This window comes from Pelobacter propionicus DSM 2379 (assembly GCF_000015045.1).
Lineage (GTDB): Bacteria > Desulfobacterota > Desulfuromonadia > Geobacterales > Pseudopelobacteraceae > Pseudopelobacter > Pseudopelobacter propionicus.
Window position 1 is genome coordinate 2,277,624 of the sequence record NC_008609.1, and the last position, 15,539, is coordinate 2,293,162.

Consider the following 15,539-nt stretch of genomic DNA (forward strand, 5'->3'; position numbering starts at 1 on the left):
TTTCACTATACCCTGCTTTTTACCCATGTCCAACCCACTGAATATTATTTGGTTTTAAACAAACGCTTGCAGGAAGCGCCGATATTTTGCTACTTACATGCAAGCATCTCCGAATAAAAACAGCAGGATTTCACACCATGACCATTATTCCCACCAGCATCCCCGATGTGCTGATCGTCGAACCGAAGGTGTTCGGAGACGAGCGCGGCTTTTTCTTCGAGAGTTTCAACCAGCGCATCTGGCGCGAACTGACCGGTCTGGACGGCTGCTTTGTCCAGCACAACCACTCCCGATCAACAGCCGGAGTCCTGCGCGGTCTCCACTACCAGATCCACAATCCCCAGGGGAAGCTGGTGCGGGTCGTCAGCGGAGAGGTCTTTGACGTGGCCGTGGATATCCGTCGAAGTTCCGCCACCTTCGGCCGCTGGTTCGGCGCCGCGCTTTCGGCGGATAACAAGCGCCAACTGTGGGTACCGCCCGGTTTTGCCCACGGTTTCTACGTTACCTCCCCGGTTGCCGAATTCCTCTACCTGACCACCGACTTCTGGGCGCCGGAGCATGAACGCTGCATAGCCTGGAACGATCCGGACCTGGCCATCCAGTGGCCGCTTGCGGGAGAACCGTCCCTGTCGGACAAAGACCGAGCAGCCCCCCCCTTCAGGAAAGCGGAACTCTTTCCCTGATCCGGACGACATCACGCAGCGGGATTACCCTGAGCAGCTCTGAAAAATAGACATTGCACCACGAACGAAACGTTTTTTGAGGGATACACTCATTCCAGGGAGGGAACGGATATGCCACGAGCACTGATTCCGCTGGCGGACGGATTTGAAGAGATAGAAGCCATGACCGTTGTCGATGTGCTGCGAAGGGCCGGATTCGAGGTGGTACTGGCGGGCCTGCACGGCGGACCGGTGGAAAGCGTGCGCAGGGTCAGCGTCATCCCTGACGCAACCATCGACGCCGCACGTTCAGACCAGTTCGACATGGTCATCCTCCCGGGAGGGCAGCCGGGAGCCGCCAACCTGAGCGCCGATGTCCGCGTCATCCGCCTGCTGAACGACTTCAGCAAGGACAACAAACTTATCGGCGCCATTTGCGCCGCCACCACGGTGCTGTCGGAGGCGGGGTTGATCAGGGGAAAACGGGTCACCGCCTACCCTGACTACCGTGACAGGCTGCCCGGCGCACAGTACGAGGACAGCGCGGTAGTCATCGACGGCAAGATCATCACCAGCCAGGGACCGGGCACTGCCATGGCGTTTGCCCTGGCCATCGTATCCCGCTTTGCCGGTAAACACACTGCCGATGAAATCGCCGGCAAGATGCTGGTGCAGACCGATGACCGGCAGCACACCATCTGGGACAGGTACCTGTTCAACACCACGGTGCAATCCCTGGTGGAGGCGCTGGAACTGAAGGACAGCTTTACCCAGGGACACGCCAAACGGGTCAGCGAGTACAGCCTGAGCATCGGGGCCAAGCTGAAACTGCCCCCCCTCGAGATGCGGAACCTCTACCTGGGGGCCATGCTCCACGACATCGGCAAGATCGCCACCGAGTCCGATCTGCTCACCAAGCCCGACAGCCTCAACCTGCGGGAGGAGACCCTGATGCGCGAGCACCCCATCAAGGGAACACTCTTCATCGTCGGCTTCGACAACATGAGCAACATCGTCCCCACCATCCTGCACCACCACGAACGCTGGGACGGCAGCGGTTATCCTGCCCGTCTGAAGGAGGAGCAGATCCCCCTGCACGCCCGCATCGTCTGCCTTGCCGACGCCTTTGCCGCCATGCTCTTCCCGCGCTCTTTCCGGCCTGGCATGGAGAGGGAACAGGCCATCCAGGAGATCCTTAAGCAGAAGGGAGCGCAATTCGACCCACACCTGGTCGACCTGTTCCTGGAGTGCCTCACCGAATCACCCTTTGAAATGAATGATTTCAGTTTCTATTTCTAGAAGTATCTTATTTTGTTGAGTTTATTTTTTGTCACCTCGAAAAAGGTAGCACATAGGTAACATTGGAACACAAAAGCCGCCTCCCTAGGAGTCTGTCGGGCTTGACCTCAGGGGCGCCCTCTTTTGTGGCCAAGCCGATTAAAAAAGTTCCGTATGTGTTCGTCTTCCCACCGGCAACCTGGTTAATTCAGCCCTTTCAGCGATGACTGCGGTTATTACAGGCTGATTTTCGCTATTTCTCATTCTATCCGGCCAAGACATGCAGCCGTTTGATGTTGTAGGCCATGCAGACGAGGTTCCATTCGCCTTTTACTGCTTCAAAGCCACGAAGAAGAAAGCTTCTGAATCCCATGACCGCCTTGATGATGCCGAAGACCGGTTCCGAGGTGACTTTTCGCTGGGCGTAGATCGCCTTGCCGGAAGGTGTCTTCAGGCGATGCTTCATTCTGGCCACGGAATCGGCATCTTCGGGTAACGGCGGCGGTTCGGCAAAGCGCTCCATCAGTGGCACGTTGTGACTCTGCCGGTCTACGGCAATGTAGGGAGTTATCCCGTTCTCCTCACAGGCAGTTACATTGGTTTCGCTGAAGTAGCCACTGTCAGCTACCAGATCGGTTGCCTTGCCAAGCTTCTCAGGCAGCGCCGCCAGGTTCTCCAGGGTCGGTGTCAGCTCCTGTTTGTCATTGGGATTCTGGGTAACATGGGCCGAAACGATGAGCTTTGATGCTGTATCCACACCGGCCTGGGCGTTGTAAGTCTGCTCGAATCCGCCACCGGAGGTCGGCATGATCCGCGACTCTTCATCGGTCAGATTGACCTGATCTTTGGCAGTGGGGCCGGATTTGGGCGGTTTCGGCTCTTTCCCCTTGGCCTTCTTGCCCGTTGCCTGCTCCTTCTTGGCCCGTTCGGCGACTTTCTTCTCATAAGCGGCCTGTTCACGAGCATGGCGCTCAGCGGCTCGTTTTTCGATCTCGACCTTGGCTGCGGCAATGGCGGAAAGACGCTTTTCCCGACGTTCCAGTTCTTCGGGGATGTTCATGCCGTCCGGAATATCGGCACGGTCCGCTGCCTCGGCCTTTTTGAGCAGTTCGCCAACCTCAGCCTTGATCTGCTCTTCAAGCTTGCAGGCATGCTCATAGCTCAGCGCCTTGTGCTTGGAGGCGTTCGCCTTGATTTTGCTGCCATCCAAACTAACGTTGCCCAGTTTCAGCACCTCCATCTGATGAGCGATCAGCAGAATCTGGGCAAACAGCTTGTTCAGTTGCGGCAGAAAACGCCGGCGGAAGGTGGCAATGGTATCGTGGTCAGGATGACTGTTTGCCGCTATGAACCGGAATGCCACGGAGTCGTAGGTGCTGCGCTCAAGCTTCCGGCTGGAGAATACGCCTGTCGCATAACCGTAAAACAACAATGCTACCAGCATCTCAGGGTTATAGGGCTGCGAGCCTCGGCCGGCATAGGTAGCTTTCAAAGAGCGCAGGTCGAGCTGTTCGACAATTTCGACCACAAACCGGGCCAAGTGCTTTTCTGGTAGCCAATCCTGCAGCGATGGCGGGAGCAGATAGGGTGTTTCCCGGTCAACTTCAATAAACTTTGATTTCATAGTCAACCCCGATACCTAACCAGTTGATATTACCGGACAAATATACGGGATACACCAAGAAAACGCAAGCTAAAGCTGACGACTTATTCAATAAATACAGCAGGTTAACCAATTGAAAACGCCCTGGAGATGACGGCTGAATGCGTTAAGCCCGACAGACTCCTAGTACCCATTGATCACCCCACTGCCTCCAGCACGGACAGCACGAAAGGAGACCAAAAAGCAAAGGCCAGCTCCCAGGAGGGAACCGGCCTTTGATGTTGTTGAGGTAGGAACCTAGCCCCTCCCCGGCGCTAGAGATGTTGCGAGGGTGCAATTACCCGCATCCGACGCCCCCCGGGAAGGACCCGCGAGGGTACAAGCATGCAAGTTCATGCATTGAGAGCATGGGTCCTTCTGGGGAGGTCACAATATGCGGGTAATTGCACCCGCGACAAGTCTCTCCTCTCGATCATTTTTAATTTTTCAATTTTTCAGAGAAACGAGTCGAGGAGCATCGGACGACCTGATACAGCAACGCCAACCGGGGCGTGCCGGCTGGTGTCTGCTCATCTTCTATCGTTGAGCTTCTCTCTTTCCACTGTGAATCGTTTCCGCTTTTCTCCCTGTCTAACTACGACCACCGGCTTTGATTGTTTCCAGTCCGCTCTTACAATGGACAGGTTCTTTGCGAAGGCCATGTCCTCATCGCTCAATGGGTAGAGTAGCCCCCTTTGAACATTCTTCACGCGGTGCCTCCCATGATGCCGCCTTCTGCTGCAATGCCCGATGACGCCAAGAAGGCGAGTTCGTTGTTACTTCGTCGCAACTGGACATTCTCCGCGTGAAGCCGTTCGCAACTGGCAATCAATCTGCTGGAAAGGTTCACGTGGTCGTTGGCCTCTGTGACAGACTCAAGCAACACCCCCATGGATTCCCCCAGGATCGCCAGGGCGCGCTCCGCCTCGATCATCCCGGCTGAGGGTAGAGTTCCGATCTTGTCAGCTAATTCCCGCATTCTGGTAGATAACTCAATGCGCATGTTTGTTTGCTCCTCTGAATACTCCAGGGGGCGGACACTCGATGTCCACCCCCTTTCGCCACGTCTACAGTAGCCCGTTTTCCCTGGCCGCTCGGATACGTTCCTTTTGCTCGGCTTTCTTGCGCTCAAGAAGGTTATGCATCTTCTTGCTGTGCCCGGTCATTGACCGAATATCATTGTCCAAAATTCTCGTGCGCAGTTCTACTTCCCACAGTTCCCACGACTCGCTGAATTCAATTACTGCCATAGTGTTGCCTCCTTGGTTAGAGTGTGTATTCGAAACCATTTTGGAAAAAATGGCCCCTGTTGCCGCCGGTCTTCCACTCCTTGTAATCCTGCAGTTGATTTACCTCGGCTTGTAGTTCGTCAATCTTCCAGGCGCGTTGATGAGAGTAAACACGATAATCGAGGGAGGTTCAGACTTGCTAATTGAGGGATCATTGCAGGCCCTGACCTGACGATCATGGATGCTGGATGGGCGGCGGTTGAGCCCTGCATAACAGTAGGTTCATCCGCCGCCCCCAGGTTTTTCCTACCTCAGTTGCCGCATGAGCTCCCTTGCCTTCTTCCGGCTGTAACCGATGTCCTCCCTCGATACGTCATACAGATAGACCGGATAGTTAAACCCTGTCTTGATGAGCAGTCCTCCGTTCCAGTCAGTGATCATGGTGATGCTTCTAATATTCCGACGGTAGCGGAACCATGTCGTATTTTCCTCCGTGATCTCCACATCGAGCGTTTCCAGCCGTCTTTTCTGGGGGTTATACACAGTGCATTCCATATCCACCTCCCGGGCTATTTCAGGAACGGCGCGGCTGACGCACGGGAGGAGTGAATAGGTCGAAGTAGAGGGGTTCGTCGATGCGCGGGAGGTTGCGCTCGGCGGCGGCGGTGAGCAGTTCCGCCGCCATGTGTGTGAGCACCCGCAGGTTTCCGTGTGCATGGGTTGCCAGGGTTTGGATCAGCTCCGGTGCGATCAACTGGGGCGCCCCGGCTTTCTGCAGGACGTAGTCCAGGTAGGAAGCCAGCTCCTGCGGGGTGAGCGCGGAGAGTTCCAGGCGGGCGCGGATGCGACTGCCCAAGGGTAGGAGTTCCGGGGTGCGGAAGCGCTGGGGGAGCCGGGCGTCGCCGCACAGCACGGTGAAGAGCAGGCTCTGGGAGTCGAAGCTCGCGCTTTGCAGGAGCCTCAGTTCGGTCAGGCACTCGGAGCTGACCTCCTGAGCCTCATCGACCAGGAGCAGCGGGCGCAAGAGAGTCGCTGCACAGTGTGCGCGCCAGCGCTCACGCAGCGCCTTGAATCCGCCATACCGGTTGGCGGGATTGAGCTGAACGCCGAATAGCTCTCCAAGCTCGCGATAGAAATCGGCGACCTTGCTTTGGGGGCGCTCCATCACCCCCACTACGATGTCGGGCAGTTGTCCCAGGCGGGCGCCAAGCCACTGCAGGGTCTTCGATTTGCCGTAGCCCGGCTCACCGGTGATCAGGGAGAACCCGCCCTGGGAGACCAGGGACTCCAGGCGCCGGGCAAAGAGTTCGGCGCCCGGCAGCGGCCAGAGCGCCTCCACGGGAAGCGCCGGCACGAACGGGTTGTACTTGAGCCCGTAGAGGGCCAGGAGAGTCTTATCGTTCATCGGGACCCTCCTTCACGGCAAGATAGGCCGGTGGAAGCCCGGTGGCGGCGTAATCCGCCAGCCACTTGCGAAGCAGTGCGGGCATCTCCTCGGGTGAGGCGTTCGCCTGGGCCGACTGCGCCGCAACCGGTTCCAGAGTGCGGCGCTGACCGGAGGCGTTTTTCTCCTTGTCCTGGGGGAGCAGCCGGGCCAAGGGATTGCAGCTGTCGGGATCCACTAGAACCATCCGGCTTACGTCCCAACCGGCATGGCGTAACGTCAGGCGGGGGAGATGCCTGAACCGCGACGGGACCTCGAAGCGCACCCCCTCGACCGTCACGGTTGCATCGCTTTTGCGCTGGGTGCGCGTAACCTGGCGGGTGAAGGCGAGATTCAAGGAGTCCATGTCGGGAGCCGAGCGGGAGACCTCCGGTCCGGCGAGCAGGCGCTCGATCGGAGCGCAGCCGATCTCGCTGTGGGTACGGCGGTGATAGTCCTGTTCGACCCACGCCTGGGTGGTGCGGTTGAGGAACTCCAGCCGCAAGGGGCTCACCCCGCGCAAAAGCTCCATGAGACGTCCCTCAAGCTGCGCCCAGAACACCTCCTGTTTCCCGTTCATATAGGGCGAGTAAGGAAGGGTTGTGTCGTGGCTCACCCCGAGTCGGGCCAGCCCCTCCCGGGTTTCCTCCGCCAGCATCGCGCTTCCATTATCGGTCATCAGAGCCCTGGGAAGCCCACGTTTCAGCATCGCCTGCGTGAGAGCATGCGCGAGGTTCTGGGCGCTTTCCGCCAGATACCACTGCAGATGGCAGCAGAGCCTGCTCCGGTCGTCCAGAACCGCGCACACCAGGGGCGTCTGCCAGCCCCCCTCCTCGTCCAGCACCTTGAGGCTTCCCTGGTGGAAGTCGAGGTGCCACAGGGCGTGCACGTGGCTCGCCTCATAGCCGCGAATCTCACGGCTTTCGCGGCGCCGGACGGCGCGGCGTTGTCCTTCGGTCGGGTTCGCGGGCTCGCGCCTTTTCTGCCACCCCTTCTCCCGCATTCGGCGAAGCACGCTCTGGTAGCTCGGCAAGGCTCCCATCTGGGGCTTTTGGGCCACTTCGGCGGCGAGGTTGTCGTAGTGCAGTTGCACCGTCCAGCGAGGATACCTGGCATACTGCACTTCCAGGGCGCTCAAGAGCGCCTCGGACAGCGCAATCTGACACCCGGCGTCCGAACGCGCCTTGCGACTCAGCGCAGCGATCGGGTCCGCGGCGTCCTTCGCCTGGTAGTACCAGCGTTCGAGCGTGGAAAAACCAAGTCGTATAGACTTCTCCGGGAGCAGGGGATGCCGGTACACCCTCTCGCTCAATTCCCGGATCTTTCCCTGCAACTCCCCGCTCGCGGCAGGGCTCGCCAATAGCGGTCCGATCACCTGCAGCCGAAACCTGGCCCAGCGCTGCTTCGGGACTACATTCTTCTTCATTTAAGGCTCCTTTCCGGCCGCCATCCAGGCGTCTCCACTGTGGAGCACCTTCGGGTCAGCCAAGAGCCGCCTTATAAACCATTCCGAGCCCGATGCGAATCCGCCATCTTTTGCGCGGACCCTTACGACAGTCCAGCTCCCTCGCCGATCCTGTTCAAAAGCCGCATCCCGCAAGCAGTCGCAGACAGCGCACCAACGCCGTTTCCGGGCCGTCGCGGCCAAGCCCCAGGCGCTCCAGCACCCCCAACGGAATCGCTTCCGCCGCCACTGGAGGGATCAGGAGACCGCGCAATCTTTGCCAGGTTGAGGTATGCGGGAAGGTCGAGCGAAAAAACGCCAGCCAGCGTCTGAAAGTCGAGAGGGTGACGCCGAAGAGGTCCATGATCTTGCGGGCGCTGTAACCCTTTTCCCGCTGTTGGCGAAGGGCTGTGGCGACAACGATCACCCCGCCCCAATAAACACGCCGGCCCAGGAAGAGCACCGATGGCGGCAAGGTCCGTCGTCGGCAACCTTCACGACCGCAGCAAAGACTATGGCGTATGAAGAATGTTTCGAACAGGTTGGCGGGGCCGCCACGGGGTTTGCGCACATAGGCGCCTCGGTGCAGCGGTCCCGAACAGTAGGGCAACCAAGGGAGCGCACCCCCTCGGCAAGGTCGACGTCGATGTTATGAAGGAGGGAAAAAAGCTTCTGACGCTGAATAATTTCTGGTAGCATGACTCCTGCCTGATTCCTGCTGGGCAAGGAGGAGCCCCCGTCGATTCCGCCAAGAAAAGTGAGGGGGCTTCTCCATCTTTTCCTCACATTTCTCGTCTATTTCTCGCCTAATTTCCATCAATTTTTCTGATCAGCCTCAGCGTTGATTGATTTCCCAATCGATCTTCTCAACTGTCCAGCTTGAGTTCAGCAGCACGCTACACCCCCGTGGACAGATATTCACTGTCGATTTCAGACCTGATCGTTCTTTCCGCCTCGTCTGTCGACCGTGCTGCATCAGTGATAAATTCCGCAATGTGTTTGTGCCGATCAGCTCCAGGTAACAAAAGCGACGCACCATAGCAAACGCTCAAACGTAGCAAGGTGGGTCTGAACTCTTCGAGCAACTCCTGCGCAACAACCCCATAAAACACTTTTTTCCGCCTGTCTACATACGGACTGGTCTCGTGTAGTAGCTTATGACGCTTCGCATCCAGGGTTTCATGCGTCAGCCCCTGGATGTCCCTGTAATTCGATATCTGGCGCTCAGCTTTTGCCTGGTCCTCCGCCAGCTGATCCGTTGCGTCCATGGGAACCTTGCCCGCTACGATATCCGCATGGATAGTCTGCTTTCTGGTGTTCATGTTCTCGAGCATTGCGGCAAGCCGGTTTACCTGAAGACTGGCATCACTCAACCGTTCTTCAAGTTCCCTGATTTCCGCCTCGGCCTCGTTCTGCTGTTGCTGTGCTGCAAAGAACGCTTCACGGGCCGCCTGAACTCCTTCTGAAAACGCTTTCTCAACTTTTTTTGTCATAGAATGATTCCTTTCGGGCTGTTCGCCCACTGTGGGTTAGTTTTTGCGCCGTGCTCTGGTGGTCTGCAGTTGATGGAGGAGAAGCCAACAACAACATTTCCAGCCGGGAGGCGCGCCGACGAATGGCGGTGTCCATTGTCCCCTTTGCCCCGCCGGTGTTCAGGGCATTACCTCTGTTCCGCTCATTACCTCCTTGAGGTCCGATCTGGGGATGAAGCGTCTGCTGGTGAATCCGAATTGAAACGCCCTCAGCCTCCCCTCATCGATCATGAAATATATCTTCTGGCGAGACACCCCTAACAGGCGCGCCGACTGGGAGATCGTCAGCATCTGGTGTTTATCGAAAATCAATCATCGGCTCCCTGGTCATGTTCATGCTGCCAAGCAAATCAGGCTGTGTGATCGTCGCACCCTGGAGCGCCGCCAGAGCCTTTCCGAGTTCAAGCCTTGCCGCTGACATGTCCCCGGCTCTGCAAAGCTCCATGGCGGCTTCCTTGTGCTGTTTGTGCTGTTCCCATGAGTCCACCGCCTTCGGTGATAACCTGTAGACCCGGTCGGCTTCTAAGGTGAACCAGCGCCAAAGGGTGATGATTGTATCGGCCGTTGCCTGCCTCCTGGTCTGGTCCACTGGCAGAAGCGCAACCTTTCCCGCCAACCGCCGCAAGAGCGTCGGGCTGACCTCGATAACCTGACCGGCAGGTATGGTGCCCCTGGTGGTCGTGATCTCACAGATGGCTCGGACCTTCATGGGGTCACCCCCTCGAAATCTGATTCAGTGAAGGTGGGGATACCGGGGCCATGTGCGGGATATATATCCCCTATAACCCCTAGTGCGGCATTGCCCGCATGCCCGCACTTAGGGTTGCGGGTGATATGCTGTGAATGCTCATTTTCATCATTGCCCGCATGCCCGCAAGCCTTGTCTGTAGGCACTAAAACGCGCATCTTGTGGCGGTCGCTGCGGGTAATGGTGGACTCCTCAATAAAGCCCATTGCCCGCAGTTCTTCCATGTGACGCCAAAAACGCTTTTTTTCAGCCTTGCCAGCACGTAACGAGGAGGGAAAATTCGGTTGAACAGACAGTACGTGGAAGGCAGTACGTGGACCTGAAGATGCCGCTGGAATATGGCCATCCGGGCACGTCATGAACGCGGCAAGGATCCCCTCCCGCTCCTCTTGCTCGCGGAAATTTCGGTCCATTGGCCCCTCGCTGCGCTCAGTATGTCCCACGAACATGCCGGTGGAATCGTCCCACCTGAAGCGCATTGCTCCAGATGTCGGCCCCAGATTGGATTTTTGGAGCTCCAGGAGCAGCTCCCCGGTCTTCTCTGCGGCCTCTTCACCGAATTTAGTTTCGGGGTACAGATACCAGCGGGCGCGAACGCTATTGTGCCAGGAGGTAGAGCCCGAATAGCCTTCGGTGCTGGTTTTGGTGAAGGCGGTCAGCTTTGCAACATGTCCTATCAAAACCACCGCGCCGTCCAGGGGGATAGTTGCCAGGAGGCAGTTCACGAAGGCTTTCACCTCGGCGCGGGCGTTTTCGTTCCCGTTGTACGTGTCCGAAATACCATCCACGTAGACTACTTGATAACCTTCGCGCCGAATCCGTGCAGCCAAGTGGCGATAGGCGGCGGTGATGTGGGTTTCATCGCCATTCGCTGACTGAAAAAGGATAGTGTCGTGGCCCACGAGGTCCAGCAGCCCCAGCCAGCCGTCAAGGTCGGCTATCGAAACCCCCAGGTAGGTGCATGTTCTGGCAAGCCGCCAGTGCAATACATCGCCCCGATCTTCACAACTGAGATACTTCACCTTGCGACGTTCAACCGGCAATCCAAAGAAGTCGTGTCCCAGGGCGATACAAACAGCCTGGTGTAATGCGATGGTTGACTTCCCCGTGCCGCCATGCGCCGAAAGCAGTGTTGCGTATCCCTCCGGCAACCACCCGTCAATTATGTGCCTCGGTGGGGTGGGGGGCTTCTTGGATAGCTCCACTAGGTCAATTGCTGGCGGCCATTCATCAGGCGATATTTCCGAAGTGCTCGACGGGGCGCCCGTCACGGGTGCTGCTGCTTCAATGCAGGCCTTGACAGCTTCCGGCCCAGCAAATTGATGAAGGTCGTTAAGGTCGGTCGGCTTACTCATGACGTACCCCCTCAATAAAGGGTACTGCCAGCAAGCCGCCCACGGCCCGCGCCGCCTCGGTTGCCTTGGTCAATCCGGGGTTACCTTCGGTCCATTGGTCATTGTCGGCACAGATGATGATGTTCAGCTGCGGGACCTTCGCTCTGACGTTTTCGGCAACCGGCTTCAGATTTCCGGCGTCGAAAGCCGTAAGAACCGGGTAGCCGGTCGCCTGATGAATGCTTGCCGCCGTTGCGTAACCTTCAGCAATGCAAAGCGTGTTGCCTTTACCCTCTCCCATGCTGTAGAAATGTCCTCGTTTGGCGGTGCCGGTCTTGAATGTTTTGGAACCGTCCGGCCGGATGAACTGCATTCCGTAGATATTCCCCGCGATGTCCTGAATGGGAATCAACAGGCTACCTCTGAAACACTTCAGCCCGAAGGACTTGACTCCCTTGGCCTTGAGATACGGGTGATCGTTGGTGGCGTCTTCGGCCTTGCCCCATACATCGGCGCACCATGCCCGGCACTCAGCATGGATCCGCACCTGCTCTTCCTCCCGCTGCCGCTTTATGGTCTCCATTTTGGCGCTGTATGCGGCTTTCTCTGCCGGGTCCATGCTGTGGTATTCCTTGGCGCTCCATGTCTCGTTGAGCTGCCGTTTCCAGCAACCGAATGAGCCGGCCGCCGGGGTGTCAGCATGGAATACATACCAGCCGTTGAGGCTCCGCGGTTTGTCACCGGGAACAGTGAACCGGTTAAGGCTTCCGTTCGCTACGATCTCGCCAGGAGGTTCAAGCCCGGCGTTCCTCATGAACTGCCTGAATCCGTCAATGGGGTTGTTCATAGCGTCCCCTGCTTCAACATCCGGCATTCACCAAGCAAAGCGCCATGAGACTGCATGATTGCTTTCTGTGGAATTGGGAGCACTTTTTTCAATTCATAGTCGTCCAGAAGTCTGCGTGTTTCCGGGCCGTCCGAATACTCAAACGCGCAACGGGGTGAACATGGGAGTTTGATGGTCGCAACCTGGTAGCCAGCAGCCCGAAGGACTGCGGCACGCTTAATATCTCGATCTGTTATGGTTTTCAAATATTCGTGTCCTTCATAAATTGGATTGGGTTGTTGCACTCACTCCTTTCTTGGCAGCCCCCCTCGGCTGGACCTGGGGGGACGTTGTCGTTGTTAGGGGTTAGGCCGCTATAGGCCACCTCGCCCCAAGATGGTCGTATTCGTTGGCGAGATGTTTGAGGCTTTCCCACTCGCCCATGTGCTGGACACGGAACCCAGGATCGTCTCTCAAAAGACAAGCCATGTGGATCTTGAGCATTTCAACAAATACGTCCTGGTGTTTCTTTTCCGTTTTCTTAAAAAGATCGACCACGAGGTTAGCCTCTAAATCCATCACATGAGCTTCAAATTCATCGAGCGCTTTGACCCGCTCTGCGGGCGGTAATTTGTCAAGAAGTGCTTCAACTCTGCTAAGGAATGATTTGACTTTGCGAGTGTATTCCACGATCTCTCCCTCCAATATAAATTTCAGGTATGCCTGGAACCGCCAGGCGGCGGACCGAGTGGGGTTTTATCACTAGACCTGAATTGCAGCTTTTATTGCCGCTTCACCGTGATCCTGGATGCCACTCACCAAGCACAGACGAAAGACGGTATGCTGGATTTCAACAAGGTCAATCCAGGCCGGTTTCTATTGGCCGACCTCAAGAACATTCAGGACGTGATAGAAGGGACAGGCAGCAAAGAAACCCGCCGCGAAGTTATTGAGCAATATGTTTTCCCCAGCCTTCACCACACCTGGGAAATGTACCGGCGCGACTGGTCGGGACTGAGCGAAGACGAGCGGGCAGCAATCCGTGAGGCGTTCCCGATCATGATGAGCCTTGGTGTTCCGATCGAATGGATACCGCCAGGGGGAGAACCTCCCGCCGATCACGACGACAAACAAGAAAAGCCGGACTCTGAATGAATCCGGCTTTCACGGCCCTACTGCTTTCGATCCTCACACCGCCAGTTTCTGCAGCGCAATTAGGGTTACAGCAGCATCCTGTAATCCACATGCAGTGCCGCCGCAAGCTTCTTGGCCCGTTCCTTACCAATTACCCGTTTCCCACTCTCCATTTCGCTGATATGTCGCCGGGGAATGCCGGTGATCTCCGCAAGCTGTACCTGGGTAAGTTCCTCTCGGTAACGTGACCCCTTCAAGTAAATACCGGCTGGGTTGGTCAAAAGCTCCGGTGACACCTCGGTTGCGGGGATGCTGTCAGCAGTCTCAAGCGCTCCGATCCGTTGTGCATACTTCCTCAGACGATTGATGATTTCCGGTGCCCCTGTAAAGCGCGTGTTTTCAATAGGGTGCTTTTTCGTGGGTGCCAACATAGGTTATCTCCACTATCTTGATTTCTCCGGCCTCTTCTCGCCAAACAGCGACATAGGTCGGCTTGCCTCTTTTCAGGTGGCAATGGTGCAACCCGCCTGAAAGCTTGCCGTAATTTTGCCAATTACCACGGACCGGACCGCTCTTCATGATCTCGTAAACAAGGGTATCGAGCAGCACCCTGATTCTTTCCGGTAGCTTCTGCTGCTGTTTTTCAGCGGCCCGGCAGTAGTTGACTGTCCATGACATGGCTTATTGTACCTTTCTAGAGTACATTGTCAATTACTTGATTGACCTGGTCGTAATCCCCGCCAGACTCAAAATCTCCTTTGTCACGGCCTCGGTATGCGGCCTGAGTTGCCCCACGGAGGGGAACGTGTAATGCCTTCCCGTCACGTCTTGGGGGACATGGCCGGTCAGACAGTCCACCATCGCGCCGGGGATGAGTGACGCCGCTATGGTGGTGAAGGTCTTCCGCAGCAGGTGCGGGTATACCCTCACGCCAAGTGCGGCCAGCTCCCGACAGAACTGCTGATCGTTCGTCAGGTGCCCTACCCGGCTGTTGCTGGGGAACACCCATGGCGAGCTGATCCGCTCTTTACGCTTCTCCAGGATCGCCGCCAGGTGGCCAGAGATGGGGATGTTTAAGGGCGGTCCCGTTTTGGTCTCCTCGATGTGCAGCGACTTGTTTTCAAGGTCAATGTCGATCCAGCGTAGGCCCATGGCCTCACTTTTCCTCATGCCGGTGAACAGTAACACCCTGAACAGGTCAGAGCCGTTATCACCCTTCAGTTGATCCAGTGCTTTAAGGAATCCGGGGATCGCCTCCGGCGGCATCGCTTCCCGCCTGGGGGTCTCCTTGGCCCATGCCACGTCCGCGGCGGGATTGCCCTCCACCTTGGCGAACTTCATCAGTGCTCGCAGCAGCCCAATGGAATGATTGGCGGCATACCCGCCGCAATCCTTCACAATGCTTACATGGAGCTGTTCCACCATCTCAGACTCGATCTCATCAATCTTCAGCTCCTGCCACTTTTCAAGACGCCTGAAGGCCGAACGATACGCGGCCTTGGTCGATGCCTTTATGTCGCCATCCTTGCCGCCAGACGCAAGATATGAGTCAAACACAGCCGAAAGCAGACGACTCTTGTCTTTCTGTTGCGCCCGTTCTCGCTTCCGTTCTATATTTGGGTTGACACCTGCCGTCATCGACACCAACATCTCTGCGGCCATCTTGCGAGCGGTATCGACATTCATCTCCGGAAAGGTTCCCACGGTGGCGCGTACCAGCTTCCCCTTGACGCGGCGCATGACAAAGAAGGTCTTGCGGCCCCTCGGAGAGACGCGGACGGCAAAGCGCGGTTGTTCAGCATCCCAGACATCGAACTGCTTACCAGCCACCGGTTGAAGGTCTGCAACTCGTTTCTGCGTAAGCCTGATTTTCTCCGGCATAGCGCCCCCTTTTGTTACCTTGAAAACGATCAAAGCCATAAAAACACCGTCAAGGTAACAATAAGGTAACAACAAAGGAGGTAAACAGTCAATAACAAGGAATCGGCATTAAATTTAACAGTTTGTTTTTACTTGATTTATTGTTGATAAGGTAGGATATAAATTGACAAGAATTGAAATGAAGGATTTCAGTTATTACTTCTGACAACTTTGCCCGGTCGGGGAGGTCACCCGACAAGAGGAACTATCCATGCCAAACGAAATCGTAAAGTACATCGTTCAAATCCCTGGTTCAACTCCGATGAGCGAGCACAGCACGGAAGAGGACGCCAGGAAAGAATGCCTCAAAGCCAACAGGATCTGCTGCCCGGGCCACAAGGTCTTCGCTGAACACGCAGACGGCACG

General features: G+C 56.7%; 21 protein-coding genes. 3 read left to right on the forward strand and 18 right to left on the reverse strand.

Features of this window, described 5'->3' with window-relative positions; all coding sequences use genetic code 11:
- Positions 1–137: 137 nt before the first annotated feature.
- Together rfbC and PPRO_RS21245 are read left to right on the forward strand one after the other, a co-directional pair.
- Positions 138–683 carry a dTDP-4-dehydrorhamnose 3,5-epimerase gene (gene rfbC, locus PPRO_RS10510; protein WP_011735992.1) on the forward strand — a complete coding sequence of 182 codons (546 nt, stop codon included), beginning with the start codon at positions 138–140 and terminating at the stop codon, positions 681–683.
- Positions 684–794: 111 nt separating this feature from the next.
- Positions 795–1,961 (forward strand): DJ-1 family glyoxalase III, encoded by a 1,167-nt coding sequence (locus PPRO_RS21245; RefSeq protein WP_011735993.1) that lies wholly within the window; start codon positions 795–797, stop codon positions 1,959–1,961.
- 244 nt (positions 1,962–2,205) lie between these two features.
- On the opposite strand, the gene PPRO_RS10520 is transcribed toward PPRO_RS21245, so the two are convergent.
- From PPRO_RS10520 to PPRO_RS10590, 15 genes are all read right to left on the reverse strand, one after another.
- Complete coding sequence (locus PPRO_RS10520) at positions 2,206–3,564, reverse strand: IS1182 family transposase (RefSeq protein ID WP_011733975.1); 1,359 nt, start codon at positions 3,562–3,564, stop codon at positions 2,206–2,208.
- Positions 3,565–4,112: 548 nt separating this feature from the next.
- A complete protein-coding gene (locus tag PPRO_RS10525; RefSeq protein ID WP_041532263.1) occupies positions 4,113–4,292 on the reverse strand; it encodes a hypothetical protein in 180 nt (59 codons plus the stop codon).
- A complete protein-coding gene (locus PPRO_RS10530) occupies positions 4,289–4,585 on the reverse strand; it encodes a hypothetical protein (RefSeq protein ID WP_011735995.1) in 297 nt (98 codons plus the stop codon). Before PPRO_RS10530 ends, PPRO_RS10525 begins: the two co-directional genes overlap by 4 nt.
- A 64-nt stretch (positions 4,586–4,649) precedes the next feature.
- Complete coding sequence (locus PPRO_RS10535; protein ID WP_041532264.1) at positions 4,650–4,832, reverse strand: hypothetical protein; 183 nt, start codon at positions 4,830–4,832, stop codon at positions 4,650–4,652.
- 285 nt (positions 4,833–5,117) lie between these two features.
- The gene (locus PPRO_RS10540) at positions 5,118–5,366 is read right to left on the reverse strand and encodes a hypothetical protein (RefSeq protein ID WP_011734407.1); all 249 of its coding nucleotides are present in this window, start codon (positions 5,364–5,366) and stop codon (positions 5,118–5,120) included.
- Positions 5,367–5,385: 19 nt separating this feature from the next.
- Positions 5,386–6,216: an ExeA family protein gene (locus PPRO_RS10545; RefSeq protein WP_011734879.1), complete on the reverse strand. Its 831-nt coding sequence runs from the start codon at positions 6,214–6,216 to the stop codon at positions 5,386–5,388.
- Positions 6,206–7,660 (reverse strand): IS481 family transposase, encoded by a 1,455-nt coding sequence (locus tag PPRO_RS10550; protein ID WP_011734404.1) that lies wholly within the window; start codon positions 7,658–7,660, stop codon positions 6,206–6,208. Before PPRO_RS10550 ends, PPRO_RS10545 begins: the two co-directional genes overlap by 11 nt.
- 154 nt (positions 7,661–7,814) lie before the next feature.
- Positions 7,815–8,249, reverse strand: a complete 435-nt coding sequence (locus PPRO_RS10555; RefSeq protein ID WP_198138261.1) for a hypothetical protein — start codon at positions 8,247–8,249, stop codon at positions 7,815–7,817.
- Between the two features lie 325 nt (positions 8,250–8,574).
- Complete coding sequence (locus tag PPRO_RS10560; protein WP_011735996.1) at positions 8,575–9,171, reverse strand: hypothetical protein; 597 nt, start codon at positions 9,169–9,171, stop codon at positions 8,575–8,577.
- A gap of 159 nt (positions 9,172–9,330) precedes the next feature.
- The gene (locus tag PPRO_RS10565) at positions 9,331–9,522 is read right to left on the reverse strand and encodes a helix-turn-helix domain-containing protein (protein ID WP_041532265.1); all 192 of its coding nucleotides are present in this window, start codon (positions 9,520–9,522) and stop codon (positions 9,331–9,333) included.
- Positions 9,509–9,919 (reverse strand): hypothetical protein, encoded by a 411-nt coding sequence (locus PPRO_RS10570; RefSeq protein WP_011735997.1) that lies wholly within the window; start codon positions 9,917–9,919, stop codon positions 9,509–9,511. Before PPRO_RS10570 ends, PPRO_RS10565 begins: the two co-directional genes overlap by 14 nt.
- Positions 9,916–11,313, reverse strand: coding sequence for an AAA family ATPase (locus PPRO_RS10575; RefSeq protein ID WP_011735998.1), 1,398 nt, complete (start codon positions 11,311–11,313; stop codon positions 9,916–9,918). Before PPRO_RS10575 ends, PPRO_RS10570 begins: the two co-directional genes overlap by 4 nt.
- A complete protein-coding gene (locus tag PPRO_RS10580; protein WP_011735999.1) occupies positions 11,306–12,139 on the reverse strand; it encodes a toprim domain-containing protein in 834 nt (277 codons plus the stop codon). The genes PPRO_RS10575 and PPRO_RS10580 overlap by 8 nt, the downstream gene beginning before the upstream one ends.
- Positions 12,136–12,423 (reverse strand): hypothetical protein, encoded by a 288-nt coding sequence (locus tag PPRO_RS21250; RefSeq protein WP_011736000.1) that lies wholly within the window; start codon positions 12,421–12,423, stop codon positions 12,136–12,138. Before PPRO_RS21250 ends, PPRO_RS10580 begins: the two co-directional genes overlap by 4 nt.
- Before the next feature lie 61 nt (positions 12,424–12,484).
- Positions 12,485–12,808, reverse strand: a complete 324-nt coding sequence (locus PPRO_RS10590) for a DUF1700 domain-containing protein (RefSeq protein ID WP_041532266.1) — start codon at positions 12,806–12,808, stop codon at positions 12,485–12,487.
- A gap of 150 nt (positions 12,809–12,958) precedes the next feature.
- On the opposite strand from PPRO_RS10590, the gene PPRO_RS10595 reads away from it, so the two are divergent.
- On the forward strand, positions 12,959–13,273 hold the full coding sequence (locus PPRO_RS10595) for a hypothetical protein (protein WP_041532267.1): 315 nt from the start codon (positions 12,959–12,961) through the stop codon (positions 13,271–13,273).
- 65 nt (positions 13,274–13,338) lie between these two features.
- On the opposite strand, the gene PPRO_RS10600 is transcribed toward PPRO_RS10595, so the two are convergent.
- The 3 genes from PPRO_RS10600 to PPRO_RS10610 are packed head-to-tail and all read right to left on the reverse strand — an operon-like array spanning position 13,339 to position 15,133.
- On the reverse strand, positions 13,339–13,683 hold the full coding sequence (locus tag PPRO_RS10600; protein WP_011736003.1) for a helix-turn-helix domain-containing protein: 345 nt from the start codon (positions 13,681–13,683) through the stop codon (positions 13,339–13,341).
- A complete protein-coding gene (locus PPRO_RS10605; protein WP_011736004.1) occupies positions 13,652–13,930 on the reverse strand; it encodes a cytotoxic translational repressor of toxin-antitoxin stability system in 279 nt (92 codons plus the stop codon). The genes PPRO_RS10600 and PPRO_RS10605 overlap by 32 nt, the downstream gene beginning before the upstream one ends.
- Positions 13,931–13,963: 33 nt before the next feature.
- On the reverse strand, positions 13,964–15,133 hold the full coding sequence (locus PPRO_RS10610; protein ID WP_011736005.1) for a tyrosine-type recombinase/integrase: 1,170 nt from the start codon (positions 15,131–15,133) through the stop codon (positions 13,964–13,966).
- Between the last annotated feature and the right edge of the window lie 406 nt (positions 15,134–15,539).